General features: G+C 61.4%; 18 protein-coding genes and 1 pseudogene. 9 read left to right on the top strand and 10 right to left on the bottom strand.

The annotated features are described in order from the left end of the window. Positions 1 to 73 precede the first annotated feature (73 nt). A complete protein-coding gene (locus LB519_RS14020; RefSeq protein ID WP_063167734.1) occupies positions 74 to 2,140 on the bottom strand; it encodes a putative bifunctional diguanylate cyclase/phosphodiesterase in 2,067 nt (688 codons plus the stop codon). A gap of 331 nt (positions 2,141 to 2,471) precedes the next feature. Here LB519_RS14020 and LB519_RS14015 point away from each other — a divergent pair, with 331 nt between their 5' ends. Continuing rightward, a complete protein-coding gene (locus LB519_RS14015) occupies positions 2,472 to 3,659 on the top strand; it encodes a glycine C-acetyltransferase (RefSeq protein WP_063167735.1) in 1,188 nt (395 codons plus the stop codon). Positions 3,660 to 3,711: 52 nt separating this feature from the next. Next, positions 3,712 to 4,746, top strand: a complete 1,035-nt coding sequence (gene tdh, locus LB519_RS14010; protein ID WP_013532321.1) for an L-threonine 3-dehydrogenase — start codon at positions 3,712 to 3,714, stop codon at positions 4,744 to 4,746. An 8-nt stretch (positions 4,747 to 4,754) separates the two neighbouring features. On the opposite strand, the gene LB519_RS14005 is transcribed toward tdh, so the two are convergent. Continuing rightward, the gene (locus LB519_RS14005; RefSeq protein WP_013532320.1) at positions 4,755 to 5,261 is read right to left on the bottom strand and encodes a DUF2380 domain-containing protein; all 507 of its coding nucleotides are present in this window, start codon (positions 5,259 to 5,261) and stop codon (positions 4,755 to 4,757) included. 144 nt (positions 5,262 to 5,405) lie between these two features. Next, positions 5,406 to 5,879 (bottom strand): MarR family winged helix-turn-helix transcriptional regulator, encoded by a 474-nt coding sequence (locus tag LB519_RS14000; RefSeq protein WP_013532319.1) that lies wholly within the window; start codon positions 5,877 to 5,879, stop codon positions 5,406 to 5,408. Positions 5,880 to 5,966: 87 nt separating this feature from the next. On the opposite strand from LB519_RS14000, the gene hmgA reads away from it, so the two are divergent. From hmgA to LB519_RS13975, 5 genes and pseudogenes are all read left to right on the top strand, one after another. Further along, a complete protein-coding gene (hmgA, locus tag LB519_RS13995) occupies positions 5,967 to 7,280 on the top strand; it encodes a homogentisate 1,2-dioxygenase (protein WP_224620271.1) in 1,314 nt (437 codons plus the stop codon). Positions 7,281 to 7,291: 11 nt separating this feature from the next. Next, positions 7,292 to 8,179 carry an MBL fold metallo-hydrolase gene (locus LB519_RS13990; RefSeq protein ID WP_224620378.1) on the top strand — a complete coding sequence of 296 codons (888 nt, stop codon included), beginning with the start codon at positions 7,292 to 7,294 and terminating at the stop codon, positions 8,177 to 8,179. Next, positions 8,176 to 9,189, top strand: coding sequence for a fumarylacetoacetate hydrolase family protein (locus LB519_RS13985; RefSeq protein ID WP_013532316.1), 1,014 nt, complete (start codon positions 8,176 to 8,178; stop codon positions 9,187 to 9,189). The genes LB519_RS13990 and LB519_RS13985 overlap by 4 nt, the downstream gene beginning before the upstream one ends. Before the next feature lie 4 nt (positions 9,190 to 9,193). Beyond that, a complete protein-coding gene (locus LB519_RS13980) occupies positions 9,194 to 9,481 on the top strand; it encodes a hypothetical protein (protein WP_224620270.1) in 288 nt (95 codons plus the stop codon). A gap of 4 nt (positions 9,482 to 9,485) precedes the next feature. Next, a pseudogene (locus LB519_RS13975) lies at positions 9,486 to 9,581 on the top strand (damage-inducible protein DinB); the annotation flags it as partial. A 27-nt stretch (positions 9,582 to 9,608) separates the two neighbouring features. On the opposite strand, the gene LB519_RS13970 reads toward LB519_RS13975, so the two are convergent. The 3 genes from LB519_RS13970 to hppD form a co-directional block, all read right to left on the bottom strand. After that, positions 9,609 to 9,983, bottom strand: coding sequence for a type II toxin-antitoxin system VapC family toxin (locus LB519_RS13970; RefSeq protein ID WP_013532314.1), 375 nt, complete (start codon positions 9,981 to 9,983; stop codon positions 9,609 to 9,611). Continuing rightward, positions 9,980 to 10,195, bottom strand: coding sequence for a type II toxin-antitoxin system Phd/YefM family antitoxin (locus LB519_RS13965; RefSeq protein ID WP_395316750.1), 216 nt, complete (start codon positions 10,193 to 10,195; stop codon positions 9,980 to 9,982). Before LB519_RS13965 ends, LB519_RS13970 begins: the two co-directional genes overlap by 4 nt. A 74-nt stretch (positions 10,196 to 10,269) precedes the next feature. After that, positions 10,270 to 11,382: a 4-hydroxyphenylpyruvate dioxygenase gene (gene hppD, locus LB519_RS13960; protein WP_224620269.1), complete on the bottom strand. Its 1,113-nt coding sequence runs from the start codon at positions 11,380 to 11,382 to the stop codon at positions 10,270 to 10,272. Between the two features lie 138 nt (positions 11,383 to 11,520). Between hppD and LB519_RS13955 the strand changes: the two genes are divergently transcribed. Further along, positions 11,521 to 11,988: an Lrp/AsnC family transcriptional regulator gene (locus LB519_RS13955; protein ID WP_013532311.1), complete on the top strand. Its 468-nt coding sequence runs from the start codon at positions 11,521 to 11,523 to the stop codon at positions 11,986 to 11,988. A gap of 77 nt (positions 11,989 to 12,065) precedes the next feature. On the opposite strand, the gene LB519_RS13950 is transcribed toward LB519_RS13955, so the two are convergent. The 4 genes from LB519_RS13950 to aztA form a co-directional block, all read right to left on the bottom strand. Beyond that, positions 12,066 to 12,404: a TIGR01244 family sulfur transferase gene (locus tag LB519_RS13950; protein WP_224620268.1), complete on the bottom strand. Its 339-nt coding sequence runs from the start codon at positions 12,402 to 12,404 to the stop codon at positions 12,066 to 12,068. A 149-nt stretch (positions 12,405 to 12,553) separates the two neighbouring features. Then, entirely contained in the window at positions 12,554 to 13,495 is a 942-nt protein-coding gene (gene aztC, locus LB519_RS13945) for a zinc ABC transporter substrate-binding protein AztC (RefSeq protein WP_013532309.1), read from the bottom strand. Between the two features lie 27 nt (positions 13,496 to 13,522). After that, positions 13,523 to 14,398: a zinc ABC transporter permease AztB gene (aztB, locus tag LB519_RS13940; protein WP_224620267.1), complete on the bottom strand. Its 876-nt coding sequence runs from the start codon at positions 14,396 to 14,398 to the stop codon at positions 13,523 to 13,525. Further along, complete coding sequence (gene aztA / locus LB519_RS13935) at positions 14,398 to 15,213, bottom strand: zinc ABC transporter ATP-binding protein AztA (RefSeq protein WP_224620266.1); 816 nt, start codon at positions 15,211 to 15,213, stop codon at positions 14,398 to 14,400. The genes aztB and aztA overlap by 1 nt, the downstream gene beginning before the upstream one ends. 226 nt (positions 15,214 to 15,439) lie before the next feature. Between aztA and LB519_RS13930 the strand changes: the two genes are divergently transcribed. Further along, positions 15,440 to 15,784, top strand: a complete 345-nt coding sequence (locus tag LB519_RS13930) for a RidA family protein (RefSeq protein WP_013532306.1) — start codon at positions 15,440 to 15,442, stop codon at positions 15,782 to 15,784. The last annotated feature ends 24 nt before the right edge of the window (positions 15,785 to 15,808 follow it).

The raw sequence follows: 15,808 nt of genomic DNA, 5'->3' as shown, positions 1-15,808 counted from the left end.
CCCCGATATCCCTGTTGCGATCACGACAAGGCGGCCATCTTCACACGCGGTTGTCAAGGCAGCCCGGCCGTACCTATGCCAGGCTTCCTTGCAGCACCGTCAGCTTGGCCTTCTTCGGCATGCGAGCGGTCAGCCATTCCAGCGCCTTGTCGTGCGGCATCGGGAAGGCGATGGAGTAGCCCTGCACCTGGTCACAGCCGATCGCCATCAGCGAATCGAGCTCGGCCTCGGTTTCGGCACCCTCCGCGACGATCGAGATGCCGAGGCCACGCGCCAGCTCGGTGATGGCGCGCACGATCTTCGAGTTGTCGCCATTCTCATGGATGTTCTGAACGAAGCGGCGATCGATCTTCAGCCGGTCGATCTCGTTCGGGTTGACATGGCTGAGCGAAGCATAGCCGGTGCCGAAATCATCGAGTTCGAGATGGACGCCGGCTGCCCTGATGTGGCGCAGCTTGGCGGCGATGCCTGTCTTTTCGTCGTCGAGGATGACGGATTCGACGATTTCCAGCGACAGTTTTTGCGGCGGCAGCCCAGCCTTTTCCAGCGTCTCGAACAAGAACGCATCGAAATCGTGCTCGCGCAGCTCGGTGCCGGAAACATTGACGGCAAGCCGTCCGAAGGCAATGCCGGCGCGATTCCATTCGGCCGCCTCGTTGATCGCCTTGGTGATGACGATGCGGCCGATCTCGGGCATGAAGCCGCATTTCTCGGCGACCGGGATGAATTCGCCGGGCGGGATCATGCCGCGCTCCGCATGGTTCCAGCGCACCAGCGCCTCTATGCCGCTGATCGTGCCGTTGGTCAGCGAGACCTGCGGCTGGAAATAGACCTGGAACGCCCGCTCCGCGATGGCGACCTTGATGTCGTGCTCGAGCTGCTTGCGATAATCGAGTTCGCGGCGCAGTTCCTCGGAGAAGAAGGAGAAGTTGCCACCGCCAAGCTTCTTGGCGGAATAAAGCGCCAGGTCGGCATGGACCAGCAAATCCCCAGCATTGTCGGCGTCGATCGGATAGACCGCGATGCCGGCGCTGGCGCCTGGGAGAATGGTCGTGCCCTGGAAGACGATCGGCTCGTTGATGTGCGCCAAGATGCGCCGCGCCAGCATGTTGATGTCTTCGGTGCCGCCGGCGCCGCCGAGGATCATGACGAACTCGTCGCCGCCCAGGCGCACGCACAGATCCGACGCCCGGCAGGAATCGCGCATGCGCTGTGCCGTGACGACCAGCACATAGTCGCCGGCGGCGTGGCCGAGCGTATCGTTGATCTGCTTGAACCGATCGAGATCGAGCTGGACGACGGCAAGGCGTTCGCGACGCCGGTGCGTGCCCTTGATCAGCGTGTCGAAATGATCGGTCAGGAACGTGCGGTTGTGCAGGCCGGTGAGGCCGTCATGAACCGCGATGAAGGCCATGGAATTGCGCGCGTCGATCAGTTCATGCGTCTTGCGCAGGATGGCGTTCGACATCGGCCTGAAGATGAAGAGCGCCACCAGTATGATGACGCCGATTGTGGCGTAGAACAGCGTGCGATGGAGAGCGAGCAGCTTCTCGGAGCGGTCGTCGGCGTCGGCAGTGATGCGCTGGCCGAGCGCGGCATAACCCGACAAGGTCGCATTGGCGACTGAGGCGTCGAGATTGACGCGTTCGCCGCCGCCCTTGTAGCCGCCATTGCCGTTGAATTGCGATTCATAGGCCGAGATCAGGCGGTCGCCATTGGCGATCAGCCCGACGGAGAAATAGTCGAGGTGGAAGGGCTTGGCGAAGAGGACGCTTTCGATCGACTTCGGGTCGAGCTTGGCCGGCGATTGCGGATCGGCTCCTGTCTGATCGAGCAGCAGGTCGTAGTTGGTCTCGAACTCCGCCGTTGCCTGCTTGAGCGCGCTGACCAGCGCCGGTTGCTTGTCGCGTGAACCGGCACCCGTTGCACTGGCAAGGAAGACGATGCGCTGCGACAGCGTCTTTTGTGTGCTGACGATGTCGAGCAAGGTGTGATTGTGCTGTTGGGTGGCCATCATCTGCTGCAGCAGGATGAAGGAGGCGATCACCATGGCCGCAATGATCAGCAGGGCCAGCCAATAGCCAGCCTTGATCAGCAGTATGAGCTTGCCTGAAACGGTTTGCACCGGCTGCTGCGACATTTTCGGGGGCGGCCCTCTCGCCTAAGGATTCTTGCCTAGGGATTCTTGTATGAGCACCATTGAACTGCAAACGTTAACAGGACCGGAAATCGACGGCTGTCCGGCAAGGGGCGGCCGTGGAAAGATCGCGGAATGGTTATCGGCTCGTTTAGCACCGTACCGGCATTTGAGCGGTCATCGGCCAGAACCTTTGTCGTGGCGTCGTTCCTCGGCCGCGTGATGATCGACATCGGGGCCGCATCGTGCTGCTTGCCACCGATCCGGTCGTTTTTGCGATGGATTTTTCGCGCGGACGAGACGACAGTCGGCCCACATCAAACGAGGCTAGGTCATGACCGCAGCATTCCTCTCCCACATCGACAGCGAGCTCGCGGGGCTCAAATCGGCAGGCCTCTACAAGTCGGAGCGGGTGATCACTTCGACGCAGTCGGCCGAGATCGAGGTCGGCGGCGACAAGGTGTTGAATTTCTGTGCCAACAACTATCTCGGCCTCGCCGATAGCGCCGATTTGCGCAATGCTGCCAAGCAGGCGCTCGACCGCTATGGCTACGGCATGGCATCGGTGCGCTTCATCTGCGGCACGCAGGAAGAGCACAAGCAACTCGAAGCCACGATTTCCTCCTTCCTCGGCATGGAAGACACCATCCTTTACGGCTCCTGCTTCGATGCCAATGGCGGCCTGTTCGAGACGCTGCTGGGCGAGGAAGACGCCATTATTTCGGATGCCTTGAATCATGCCTCGATCATCGATGGTGTGCGGCTGTCGAAGGCCAAACGTTTCCGCTACGCCAACAACGACATGGCCGATCTCGAGGCGCGCCTGAAGGAAGCCCGGGACTGCCGCTTCCGGTTGATCGCCACCGACGGCGTGTTTTCGATGGATGGCATCATCGCCAATCTCAGGGGTGTCTGCGACCTCGCCGAGAAGTATGACGCCATGGTGATGGTCGACGACAGCCATGCCGTCGGCTTCGTCGGTCAGAACGGCCGCGGCTCGGCCGAGCATTGCGGCGTCGAGGGCAGGGTCGACATCATCACCGGGACGCTCGGCAAGGCACTTGGTGGGGCCTCCGGTGGTTACACCTCGGGCAAAAGCCAGGTGGTCGACTGGTTGCGCCAGCGCTCACGGCCGTATCTCTTTTCCAACACGCTGATGCCGGCGATCGCCGGCGCTTCGATCAAGGTGTTCGAGCTGATCAAGGACGGCGATGGGCTGCGCGACAAACTCTACGACAACGCTGCGCGGTTCCGGTCGCAAATGGGCAAGCTCGGCTTCACGCTGGCCGGAGCGGATCATCCGATCATCCCGGTGATGCTGGGCGATGCCAGCCTGGCGCAGGAGATGGCCGCGCGCATGCTGAAGCGCGGCATCTATGTCATCGGCTTCTCCTTCCCGGTGGTGCCAAAGGGGCAGGCGCGCATCCGCACGCAGATGTCGGCGGCGCATTCCAGCGCCGATATCGACCGCGCGGTGGAAGCGTTCGCCGCCGTCGGGCGCGAACTCGGGGTGATTTCCTGACAAGCCGGAATCGAAAAGCGATTCCGGAACAAGAGCTTCAAGGGACAAAAGCATGTCGAACATGATGAAAGCGCTGGTGAAGGCCAAGGCCGAACCAGGCATCTGGATGGAAGAGGTGCCGGTGCCGGAAATCGGCCCTAACGACGTGCTGATCAAGATCAAGAAGACGGCGATCTGCGGCACCGACGTGCACATCTACAATTGGGACCAGTGGGCGCAGAAGACGGTGCCGGTGCCGATGGTGACGGGCCATGAATTCGTCGGCACCGTTGCCGATTTCGGCGCAGCGGTCACCGAATACAAGGTCGGCCAGCGCGTGTCGGGCGAGGGCCACATCGTCTGCGGTCATTGCCGCAACTGTCGCGCCGGGCGAGGGCATCTGTGCCGCAACACGCTCGGCGTCGGCGTCAATCGTCCGGGCGCCTTCGGTGAGTATCTGGCTATCCCGCAGCACAACGTCGTGCCGATCCCCGATGATGTGCCGGACGAGATCGCCGCCATCTTCGATCCGTTGGGCAATGCCGTGCACACGGCACTCTCCTTCGATCTGGTCGGCGAGGACGTGCTGGTCACCGGCGCCGGGCCGATCGGCATCATGGGCGCGCTCGTCGCCCAATGCGTCGGCGCGCGAAAAGTGGTCATCACCGACATCAATCCGGTGCGGCTGGCGCTGGCGAAAAAGCTCGGCGTCCAGCATGTCGTCGACGCGTCCAAGGAAAAGCTGCGCGATGTCATGCCGGCACTCGGCATGACCGAGGGTTTTGATGTCGGCCTCGAAATGTCGGGCGCAGCCCCCGCCTTCCGCGACATGATCGACACCATGAACAACGGCGGCAAGATCGCCATTCTGGGCATCGCCCCGACCGGATTCGAGATCGACTGGAACAAGGTCATCTTCAAGATGCTGCATCTCAAGGGCATCTATGGCCGCGAGATGTTCGAGACCTGGTACAAGATGATCGCGCTGGTGCAGGGGCCGCTGGATGTTTCCGGGCTTATCACGCACCGCATCGGCATCGACGATTTCCAAGCCGGCTTCGATGCAATGCGCAGCGGCAGTTCCGGCAAGGTGGTGATGGATTGGTAGATGCCGCCCTAACGCAGAATTCTGTTTTTCATCAGCCATTTCACGGAGCGGGGCCACGCGTAGTTCGCACCCATGCGAAGATCGGTAAACCCCTCCGAAACATGTTTCCCGGTTTCGGCGTCAAGGATGCGAATGAACATAGTATGTTCTGTTCGGTTGACGCGCGTTACGACGCCAAGCAAGGCAAGCGACGCGCCGTGCTCCTTGGCAATCGGGCCTTCACAACCAGCGCAGTTGCGCAATCCGTGCGGCGCCGCAGCCTGTGTATCCCTCGCCGGCACATCAATTACTGTAAAACGCCCAGACTGGGAGAGCATGTCCTTAGCAACTTGTGCTGATTCCGACAGATAGCGCCTGTCATATTCATCCGGGGGAATTATTCCCGCCCCGGCGCTCTTGTCCTCCAATTCGAAAGGGAACACTTCGATCGACATCGGCTTTGTCTGCTGCGCCTGCGCAAATGTGCAGGTGCCTACAAGCAGCGTCACCAGGACACTTAATGTGCGAATGCTCATCGTATCCTCCTGTCGGTATGATGGGCATTATACGCGGCCTGACAACGCAAATCACGATTAAATCGAAAGCAATGCTATGCTTCGGGAGTTTCCACGCAGTCTCGCTCCAACTCCGTCGTTCAGAGTGATTGGCTTGATCTTGGACTAACTCTTGCTCGGGACCAGACTGGTCTCCAATGCAGCCAGTCCGCTGGTGATCGCCGTGCGCTCTTCAGCGCTGAGCCTTGCCAGCAAATCCCGTTCGAACGCCTTCGCCAGCGGCACCATCTCGCGGTAGGCGGCCAGCCCCGCCTTCGTCAGCGACAGATGCTCGACCCGGCGATCATTCTCATCTGGCGTACGCACAAGCCAACGCCGCCGTTCGAGTTCAGCCACGGCGCGTGAAACCTTGGTCTTGTGCATAGCCGATTGCTCGCCGAGTTCGGTCGCAGTCATCGTTCCATGCTGCCCCAGCCCCGAAAGGGTGCGCCATTCCGGCCGCGTCAGGCCATGGCTGTCCTTGTATATCCTCGAAAATTCGCGGCTGACGGCGTCGGCAAGCCGGTAGAGCCGGTAGGGCAGGAAGTTTTCCAGATTGAGAATTTCAGCCGCGTCGGACGCTTCGCTCCTGATCGCCATTTTTCAAAGCCGCCATTGATGGTTACATTTTCGATGGTTACAAATGAAACCAGTTTGGTCAATTGAGATCCATTCCGGGAGGAAGCAATGGCCTTTTCCTACATGCCGGGCTTCGGCAACGATTTTGAGACCGAGACGCTGCCCGGCTCGTTGCCGCAGGGCCGGAATTCGCCGCAGCGGCCGGCCTACGGCCTCTATGCCGAGCAGCTTTCAGGCTCGCCCTTCACCGCGCCGCGCGGCACCAATGAGCGGTCCTGGCTCTACCGCATCCGGCCGAGCGTCAAGCACACCGGCCGCTTCAAGGCGGCGAGCTATCCCTTGTGGAAGAGTGCGCCCAATGTCGGCGATCATGAACTGGCGCTCGGCCAGTATCGCTGGAACCCGGTGCCGATGCCGAAGGAGCCGACCGATTTCATCGCCGGTATGCGCAGCATCACAACCGCTGGCGACGTGCTCGGGCAGACCGGCATGGCGGCGCATGTCTATGTCGCCAACACCTCGATGGCGGACGATCATTTTTTCAATGCCGACGGCGAGTTGCTGGTCGTGCCGCAGGTCGGCGCATTGCGCTTCGTCACCGAGATGGGCGTCATTGAGCTGCGGCCCGGCGAGATCGCCGTGCTGCCACGCGGTCTGGTCTTCAAGGTCGAGCTGGTCGACGCCGAAGTGCGCGGCTACGTCTGCGAGAATTACGGCGCCAAGTTGACGCTGCCCGATCGCGGCCCGATCGGCGCCAATTGCCTGGCCAACCCACGCGATTTCAAGACGCCTTGCGCCTGGTTCGAGGAGAAGGAAACGCCGTGCCGGCTGATCGTGAAATGGTGCGGCAATTTCCATGTCACCGAGATCGCCCATTCGCCGCTCGATGTCGTTGCCTGGCACGGCAACTACGCGCCCTACAAATATGATCTGGCGACCTTTTCACCGGTCGGAGCGCTTTTGTTCGACCATCCCGACCCGTCGATCTTCACGGTGCTGACCGCGCCGAGCGGCGAGGAGGGCACGGCCAACATCGACTTCGTCATCTTTCCGCCGCGCTGGCTGGTGGCCGAAGATACCTTCCGGCCGCCCTGGTACCACCGCAACATCATGAGCGAGTTCATGGGCCTGATCCACGGCCAGTACGACGCCAAGGAAGAAGGTTTCGTGCCCGGCGGCATCAGCCTGCACAATCTGATGCTGGCCCATGGGCCGGATGCGCCTGGCTTCGAAAAGGCCTCGCGCGCGGAGCTGAAACCGGTCAAGCTCGACAACACCATGGCCTTCATGTTCGAGACCCGATTTCCGCAGATGCTGACCCGCTACGGCGCCGAGCTCGAAACCCGGCAGGACAACTACATCGACTGCTGGGCCGACCTGAAGAAGCGTTTCAACGGCACGCCCGAGGGCGACTGGTCTTGATCACCGAGCCAATGCCGGATCGGCTGGTGCTTTTGGGCTCGAAGGGTGGCCCGGCATTGCGGCCGGGTGGTCCATGGCCGAGTTCGTCGCTGCTGCAGATCGGCGGCCGCAGCATCGCCGTCGACTGCGGCCTTGGCGTGACGCGTGGTCTGGTCGATGCCGGCACCAGCCTGAAGTCGCTCGACCTGATCTTCATCACGCATCTGCACTCCGACCATGTGCTGGAACTGGGGCCGCTGATCCACACCGCCTGGACGGCGGGCCTCGCGACGCCCGTCGGCGTGTTCGGTCCGCCCGGCACCGGTCATTACTGGCGGCGCTTTTGCCAGGCGATGGAGTTCGACATCGAGATCCGCATCGTTGACGAAGGCCGGCCGGATATTCGCGATCTGGTGTCGATCGGCGAATTCGGCGAAGGCCAGGTGGTCGCGCAGGGCGGCTTGACGGTTTCGGCGCTGCGCGTCGAGCATCCGCCGGTGACCGACTGTTTTGCTCTTCGCTTCGAGCATGGCGCCAAAAGCGTCGTGTTCTCCGCCGATACGGCCTTTTATCCGCCGCTCGCCGATTTTGCCCGAGGCGCCGACATCCTCGTCCACGAGGCAATGCTGGAAGAAGGCATCGAGCGACTGGTGGCCAGGACCGGCAATGGTGCGCGGCTCAGAGAGCATCTGCTCGCCAGCCACAGCTTTGCCGAAGAGGCCGGCAGCATCGCAAGCGATGCCGGCGTGAAGAGATTGGTGCTCAACCACCTCATTCCGGCCGACGATTCTTTGATAGGCGAGGCCGACTGGACTGCCGCTGTCAGGAAAACTTGGAACGGCGACTTGACGATCGCCCGCGACGGTCTTGTTGTGGGCTTAAGCAGCGCCAAAGCTGCAGCAGGAGAGGAAACCGCATGAAGCTTGCCACATTGAAGGACGGGACGCGCGACGGGAAACTCGTCGTCGTCTCGCGCGACCTGACACGCTTCACCGACGCCTCGTTCCTGGTTCGCACGCTGCAGGCGGCGCTCGACGACTGGCGGCGCATCGCCCCGCATCTCGCGACAATAGCGGAATCGCTTGAGAACAATGCGATGCCGGCGGAGCGCTTCCACGAACATGACGCCCATTCGCCGCTGCCGCGTGCCTATCAATGGGCCGATGGCTCGGCTTACGTGAACCATGTCGAGCTGGTGCGCAAAGCGCGCGGCGCCGAGATGCCGGCGAGCTTCTGGACCGACCCGCTGATCTACCAGGGCGGCTCGGATTCTTTCATTCCGCCACGTGATCCGATCCGCACGGCTGACGAAGCCTTCGGCATCGACATGGAGGGCGAGGTCGCTGTCATCGTCGACGATGTGCCGATGGGTGCAAGCCTCGAAGAAGCAAAGGCAGCGATCCGACTGGTCATGCTGGTCAACGACGTTACGTTGCGCGCGCTCACCGGACCGGAACTGGAGAAAGGTTTCGGTTTTTTCCAATCAAAGCCGTCCTCGGCGTTTTCGCCGGTCGCTGTGACGCCGGACGAACTGGGTGATGCCTGGGACGGCGGCAAGGTCAGCCTGCCGCTGCTTGCCGATCTCAACGGCAAGCCGTTCGGCCGCGCCAATGCCGGTATCGACATGACCTTCGACTTTCCTGCGCTGATCGTTCATGCAGCAAGGACACGGCCATTGGCCGCCGGCACGATCATCGGTTCCGGCACCGTCTCCAACAAGCTAGACGGCGGGCCGGGCAAGCCTGTCTCGGCCGGTGGCGCCGGCTATTCCTGCATCGCCGAACTGCGCATGATCGAAACCATTGTGTCGGGCGAACCCAAAACGCCGTTCCTGCGCTTCGGCGACACGGTGCGCATCGAGATGAAGGACAAAACCGGGCATTCGATCTTCGGCGCCATCGAGCAGAAGGTCGAAAAATACGAGAGGTGAGGGCATGACGGGGGTCTATCTGCTGGCTGGAGTCTGGGCACTCGCCATACTGGCGGTCTTTGTCCAGGCGATCCGGCTGAGCTATCGCATCGAGGCGCGATCGCCCGACCTGACCAACCGCAGCGGCTTTCCGCGCAAGGCGATGATGTTCCACACCGTCACCAACATGGACGTCGCGCGGGACGCGGAAACGCAGAGCATGCGTCGGCGTATGAACTGGTTGCTGCTGATCGTTCTTGCTGGATTTGTCGTTATGTGGGCGGGCTTGTATCTGTCGCGGTCAACCGGATGACGTGATGAGCCTGCCCGACTACCCGCGCAGCATGGCCGGCAACAATCTCTGGTCGAACGACCGACTCTACCGCGCGGTATTGTCCCTTCAGCCCGGCGAAAGAGGTCAAGCGGCTGGGCTTGGGCGATCAGGCCAATACGACGTCATAGGCTGAAAATTGCCGATCCGCGGAGACCAACGTCAGGCCTTCAATTTGGGTCTGCGCAATAAGCAGGCGGTCGAAGGGATCGCGGTGGTGAAGCGGCAGATGTTCAAGTCTCGCCGCGTGTAGTTCGTTTACGCCGAGAATCGGAATCCCGTTCGATCGCAGGATGTCCACGATGTCGCCTGTGAGCGTCACTTTGCCGAGCGATTTCTTGATGGCGATCTCGGCCACCGAGACGGCGCTGACGATCACATCCTTGCCTGTGAGAAAGATATCGCGATGATGATCCGAAAGACGTGAATCGGCGTTGAGTACCCAAAGCAGAATATGGGTATCGACCAGATATCTGCGGCTCATTTAATATACTCGTCCCATTCGGGACCGAGTTCATCAAAATCATCCGATATCCAAATCTGGCCTTTCAGGGCGCCAAGCAAGCCTTTGCTCCCACCAGCCCGAACGGGAGCGCTCAAGGTTGCGACAACCTCTCCATGTCGGGTCAGATGGATCTCTTCGCCAGCCTGGGCACGTTTCACCAATTCGGAAAGCTGAGCCTTCGCTTTTGCCATGGGGATATTCATAGATGACCTCTTATGACCAGAATTTAGGTCATAACTGGCCGGGCCGCAAGTGAGTTCGATGGCTATTCCGCCGCCTGAACCTTGATCACGCCACGCTTGATCTGATCCTGCTCGATCGATTCGAACAGCGCGCGGAAATTGCCTTCGCCAAAACCTTCGTCGCCCTTGCGCTGGATGAACTCGAAGAAGATTGGGCCGATCACGGTTTTCGAAAAAATCTGCAGCAGGATCTTGGTCATGCCGCCGTCGACTACGCCTTCGCCGTCGATCAGGATGCCGTGCTTCTTCATCCGCTCGATCGGCTCGTCATGGCCATTCACGCGGTCATACGACATGTCGTAGTAGGTTTCCGGCGGGCCGGGCATGAACTTCAGCCCGTTGGCGGCGAGCTTGTCGGTGGCCTCGTAGATTTCGTCGGTGCCGACGGCGATGTGCTGGATGCCTTCGCCATTGTACTTCTTCAGGTACTCGGCGATCTGGCTGGTCTCGTCCTTGGACTCGTTGAGCGGAATGCGGATCTTGCCGCAGGGCGAGGTGATGGCGCGGCTGACCAGGCCGGTGATCTTGCCATCGATGTCGAAGAAATGGATCTGCTTGAAGCCGAACAGGTTGCGGTAGAAATCCCACCATTTGTCCATCTGGCCGCGATAGACATTGTGGGTTAGGTGATCGAGATAGTAGAAGCCGACGCCTTCCGGCCGCGGGTCGCGCGCACCCAGCCACTCGAACTCGGCATCATAGGCCGAACCCTTCTTGCCGTAGGTCTCGATGAAATAGAGCAGCGAGCCGCCAATGCCCACGATCGCTGGCACGTCCAGCGCCTTGTCGGCGCCTTCGTAAGGTGTGGCACCCTTGGCAACCGCGTGGTCGAAAGCATGCTTGGCATCGACCACCCGCCAGGCCATCGAGGCGGCGCAAGGGCCGTGCCTGTCGACGAACTTCATCGCATGCGAGCCGGGTTCGGCATTGACGACATAGTTGATGTCGCCCTGGCGCCAGACGGTGATGTCCTTCGTGCGGTGCTTGGCCACCGCGACATAGCCCATGCGGGTGAACAGTTCAGCCAGCTTTTGCGGCTCCGGATGCGCGAATTCGACGAACTCGAACCCATCGGTGCCGGCCGGGTTGTCCTTGCTGATCCTGGCGGGCGGGGCATCGTGCGGAAAGGGACCCATGGCATTCCTCCAAAAGCTGACTTGGCCTGAAAAGGCGATTTGACACGATCATAACCCGGAGGAGGCGCACGGTGCTTGCATTCAAACGCTTGAAATGATGATGTCATGCGTGAAGCATGCATGATGTGAGGGAAAGCCATGGATGAGGCGCGCATTGACCAGTTCGACCGCAAGATAATGGCACTGTTGCAGGGTGATGCGCGGCTGACCAACAACGATCTTTCGGAGCGGGTGAACCTGTCGGCGTCGCAATGCTCGCGCCGCCGGCAGCGGCTGGAGGAGGACGGCTTCATCAGGGGCTATCGCGCCGTTCTCGACCGCGACAAGCTCGGTTTTTCCCTGGTCAACGTCATTTCGGTCACGCTCGCCACCCACAATCGCGACAATGCAAGGCGCTTCGGCGAACTGGTGGCGCGGCTGCCCGAAGTGCAGGAAGCGCACGCGCTGACCGGCGAGATGGACTACATCCTGAAAGTGGTGACGCCGGATCTCAAATCATTGTCGGAATTCGTCAACGGCGTGCTACTGCCGCACGAATCCGTGCAGCACGTGAAGACGGCGATCGTGCTGGAGACGCTGAAGGAAACCGGCGCGCTGCCGATTTAATCTGAGCGGATATCATTGATACGTCGGCAGGCCAGAGGGGGTGTGAAGGATCGCCAGCCTAATGACGGAAGGGCCGTTCAACCCTTCGACTGCTGGATCAGTCCATAGAGATTGGTGCAGCGGGCGCCGGAACGGCAATAGGCGAAGACCGGGCCGTCGAGTTCCTCGAGCGCTTCGGCCTGATCCTCGACATTCTCGGCCGTGATCTGGCCGCTGATCACCGGAATGTAGCGGAAGCCGAGGCCTGCGGCTTCGACCGCTGCCCCGACGGTGTCGGCAGAAGGCTGGCCCGGCTGTTCGTCATCGGGCCGGTTGCAGATGACGCTCTTGAAGCCGGCTTTCTTGATGGCGGCGACGTCTTCGGGCTGGATCTGGCCCGAGACCGAATAGTCCTCGCTGATTTCGCGGTATTCCATGGCAGCATCCTCGCAAACTGGTCAGGTGGCAGTCTTGCCACTCCCCGACATGGGCGGCAATCCGTGCCGAAGGATTTCTCTGCCAAATAGACATTGCGTGCCAGAAATCCAACCGGGCCGATGCGGCCCGGCTGGGCAATCCTTCAAACTCAGCTGCCGAGAATAGCGCCTTTGATCTGACGGATGTTGTTGTGCATCATGTCGATATAGGTCGCGGCCGGGCCGTCGGGCTGCGACAGCGCGTCCGAATAGAGCGTGCCGCCGACTTTGATGCCAGTTTCGCTGGCGATCTGCTCGATCAGGCGCGGGTTGGTGATGTTCTCGACGAAGATCGCAGCCGCCTTGTCCTGCTTCACCTGATTGACCAGCTTGGCAACGTCTGCGGCGGATGGTTCGGAGTCGGTCGACACCCCTTGCGGGGCGAGGAAGGTCAGGCCGTATGCATGTTCGAAATAGCCGAAGGCGTCGTGCGAGGTGATGACGACGCGCTTGCTCTCCGGGATCGAGGCAATTGCCGCTTTCACTTCACCTTCGACCGCATCAAGCTTCTTGGTGTAGGCGGCGGCATTGGTCTGATAGCTGACGCAGCCTTCCGAATCGGCCGCGCAGAAAGCCTCGGCGATGTTCTTCACATAGATCCTGGCGTTGGCAATCGACTGGAATGCGTGGGGATCGGTGACCGTCTTGCCGCCGCCAGTGCCGGCACCTTCGGCCGCGTCGGCATCGGCGAATTCAGGCTTGAAATCGATCGGCGTCACGCCCTTGGTCAAGGTGATGATCGAGGCTTTGGTGGCACTGGCATCGACCAGCCGCTGCAGAAAACCTTCGAAATGCAGGCCGTTGACCAGCACGATGTCGGCCTTGGCCATGGCCACCGCATCGGCCGGGCTCGGCTCGTAGACATGGGCATCGCCATCCGGCCCGACGATGGTGGTGACATCGATGCGGTCGCCGCCGACATTTTTGGCGAAATCGGCAATGACGGTGAAGCTGGCGACCACTTTCAGCGGTGCCGCGAAGGCCGACGATGCGCCAAAGGCGGTTAATGTTATAACGCTCATCGCCAGGGCAGCATGGATGGATTTCAGCATAGAGGGGTCTCCTTCTAGGGGCGGGGATCAGGCCGTTCTGTGACGGTGATGGATGATGCGCGCGCGCAGGATGCCGCGCGTGCCGAATAGGATCGAGGCGAAATAGACGACGCCGGCCGACAGGATGATGGCCGGGCCGGATGGCAGCGAGGCGTGATAGGACAAAAGCAGCCCGGCGACGCAGGATGCGAAGCCGATCAGTACGGCCAGCACGCACATCGGCTCGACGCGAACCGTCCAGAAGCGGGCGGCCGCGGCCGGCAGCATCATCAGCCCAACCGACAGAAGCGTGCCGAGCGCCTGGAAGCCGCCGACGAGGTTGAGTACGACAAGGCCGAGGAAGATGAAATGCACCGGGCTGCCGAGCCGGCTGACCGAGCGCAGGAACAGCGGGTCGAGGCATTCGGCGACCAGCGCCCGCCAGAAGATGGCGAGGCTGACCAGCGTCACCGTGACGATGCCGCCGATCAGCGTCAGGGCCTCGTCATTGAGCGCCAGCACGGTGCCGAACAGCACATGCATGAGATCGACGCTGGAACCGCGGATCGACACCATCAGCACGCCGATGGCGAGCGAAATCAGGTAGAAAGCCGCCATCGAGGCGTCTTCGCGCTGGATGGTGAAGCGCGAGACGGCGCCGGCGCCGAGCGCGACGATGACGCCGGCGATCAGGCCGCCGATGGTCATCGGCAGGATTTCCAGCCCATAGAACAGGAAGCCGGCGGCTGCACCGGGCAGGATTGCGTGCGCCATGGCGTCGCCCGACAGGCTCATGCGCCGCAGCATAAGGAAGACGCCGATCGGGCAGGCGCCGAGCGACAGCATCAGCGAGCCGATCAACGCCCGCTGCATGAAGGCGAAATCGGCGAAGGGCGCGATGACAAGACCGTAAAATGTGTCCATCAGGCAGCCCTCGGTCCGATGCCATGTTGATGGTCATGGTGGTCGTGATCATCGCCATGGTGATCATGACCATGGGCGTGCTCGTCTGGTTCGCACCAGGGCGCGTTCTCTTCCCAGGCTTCGTGGAAGCGGCGGGCGCGCAGCAGATTTTCCGGCTTCAGCGTTTCCCTGGTTTCGCCCCAGGCGATCGGCTGGCGAGCCAGAAGCAGCGTTTCGGGGAAATTCTGCCGCACCAGGTCGAGATCGTGGACAACGACCATGATGGTGCGTTCCTCGCCATGCCAGTGCTTGATCAGCGCGATCAGGTCGCCGACCGTCTTGGCGTCGACGGCGTTGAAGGGTTCGTCGAGCAGGATGAGGTCGGCGTCCTGCAGCAGGACCCGCGCAAACAGCGTGCGCTGCAACTGGCCGCCCGACAGCGTGTCGATCGGCCGCTTCTCGAAGCCGCCGAGGCCGACCGCCATCAGCGCCTTGCTGACGTCATCGCGATCTTCCTTGGTGTAGCGGCCAAGCAGGCCGCGCCGTGGCCACAGGCCGAGCGAAACCAGATCCACCACCCGCGCCGGAAAGGAGCGGTCGAGCTCCGATTGCTGCGGCAGATAGGCCGCGCGAACACCGGGTGCGCGGACAACCTCGCCGGCCATCGGCTTCAGGACGCCGACAATACCTTTCATCAGCGTCGATTTGCCGGAGCCGTTGGCGCCGACCACAGCGGTCAGCGAGCCCTTGCGGATGGTGCCGTCGAGATGATGGATCGCCGGATGGCTGCCGTAGCCAAGCGTCAGGTCGCGGAATGTCAGGCAGGTATTTGTCATTCTGCGATCCGTAGGCGGCGAAATCCGGCTGCTGGCAGCGGCCGATTGGATATGTGATGTTATTACATTAGTCAACAAGTCAATCCGGCGGAATTGCGGCCGCAGGGTCAACTTGCCGTGTGTGCGTATCATATGCCGTTGGCCCAAGGGGATTCGACCTGGCGACCTTGCCCCAAGCCGGTCGCGACTCTAAAGAAGCGCAACCGCCACAGGAAGGAACCATCCAATGAGCATTCGTCGCATCGATGTCGGCCCGCGCATGAGCCAGATCGTCATCCATGGCAATACCGTCTATCTGGCTGGTCAGGTCGGCCAGCCAACCGGCAATGTCGCTTCGCAGACCAGGGACATCCTGGCGGCTGTCGACGAATTGCTGGCCAAGGCTGGCTCCGACAAGACCAAGATCCTGCAGGCGATCATCTGGCTGGCCGACATGAGCACCTTTGCCGAGATGAACGCTGAGTGGGACAAGTGGGTGCCGCAGGGCAACACGCCAGCCCGCGCCACCGGCGAAGCAAAGCTCGCCGCCCCGGAATATCTGGTCGAGATTATTATTACCGCTGCGATTTGAGGCGTTGGAGCTGCCAATCTCCCC

The organism is Mesorhizobium sp. AD1-1 (assembly GCF_020164655.1).
In the GTDB taxonomy this organism is placed as follows: Bacteria; Pseudomonadota; Alphaproteobacteria; order Rhizobiales; family Rhizobiaceae; genus Mesorhizobium; species Mesorhizobium ciceri.
This window is presented reverse-complemented; position numbering and strand designations above follow the sequence as displayed.

Coding starts and splice junctions, on each gene's coding strand:
- LB519_RS14020 (WP_063167734.1), bottom strand. CDS start 2,140: ATGTCGCAGCAGCCGGTGCAAACCGTTTCAGGCAAGCTCATACTGCTG.
- LB519_RS14015 (WP_063167735.1), top strand. CDS start 2,472: ATGACCGCAGCATTCCTCTCCCACATCGACAGCGAGCTCGCGGGGCTC.
- tdh (WP_013532321.1), top strand. CDS start 3,712: ATGTCGAACATGATGAAAGCGCTGGTGAAGGCCAAGGCCGAACCAGGC.
- LB519_RS14005 (WP_013532320.1), bottom strand. CDS start 5,261: ATGAGCATTCGCACATTAAGTGTCCTGGTGACGCTGCTTGTAGGCACC.
- LB519_RS14000 (WP_013532319.1), bottom strand. CDS start 5,879: ATGGCGATCAGGAGCGAAGCGTCCGACGCGGCTGAAATTCTCAATCTG.
- hmgA (WP_224620271.1), top strand. CDS start 5,967: ATGGCCTTTTCCTACATGCCGGGCTTCGGCAACGATTTTGAGACCGAG.
- LB519_RS13990 (WP_224620378.1), top strand. CDS start 7,292: ATGCCGGATCGGCTGGTGCTTTTGGGCTCGAAGGGTGGCCCGGCATTG.
- LB519_RS13985 (WP_013532316.1), top strand. CDS start 8,176: ATGAAGCTTGCCACATTGAAGGACGGGACGCGCGACGGGAAACTCGTC.
- LB519_RS13980 (WP_224620270.1), top strand. CDS start 9,194: ATGACGGGGGTCTATCTGCTGGCTGGAGTCTGGGCACTCGCCATACTG.
- LB519_RS13970 (WP_013532314.1), bottom strand. CDS start 9,983: ATGAGCCGCAGATATCTGGTCGATACCCATATTCTGCTTTGGGTACTC.
- LB519_RS13965 (WP_395316750.1), bottom strand. CDS start 10,195: ATGGCAAAAGCGAAGGCTCAGCTTTCCGAATTGGTGAAACGTGCCCAG.
- hppD (WP_224620269.1), bottom strand. CDS start 11,382: ATGGGTCCCTTTCCGCACGATGCCCCGCCCGCCAGGATCAGCAAGGAC.
- LB519_RS13955 (WP_013532311.1), top strand. CDS start 11,521: ATGGATGAGGCGCGCATTGACCAGTTCGACCGCAAGATAATGGCACTG.
- LB519_RS13950 (WP_224620268.1), bottom strand. CDS start 12,404: ATGGAATACCGCGAAATCAGCGAGGACTATTCGGTCTCGGGCCAGATC.
- aztC (WP_013532309.1), bottom strand. CDS start 13,495: ATGCTGAAATCCATCCATGCTGCCCTGGCGATGAGCGTTATAACATTA.
- aztB (WP_224620267.1), bottom strand. CDS start 14,398: ATGGACACATTTTACGGTCTTGTCATCGCGCCCTTCGCCGATTTCGCC.
- aztA (WP_224620266.1), bottom strand. CDS start 15,213: ATGACAAATACCTGCCTGACATTCCGCGACCTGACGCTTGGCTACGGC.
- LB519_RS13930 (WP_013532306.1), top strand. CDS start 15,440: ATGAGCATTCGTCGCATCGATGTCGGCCCGCGCATGAGCCAGATCGTC.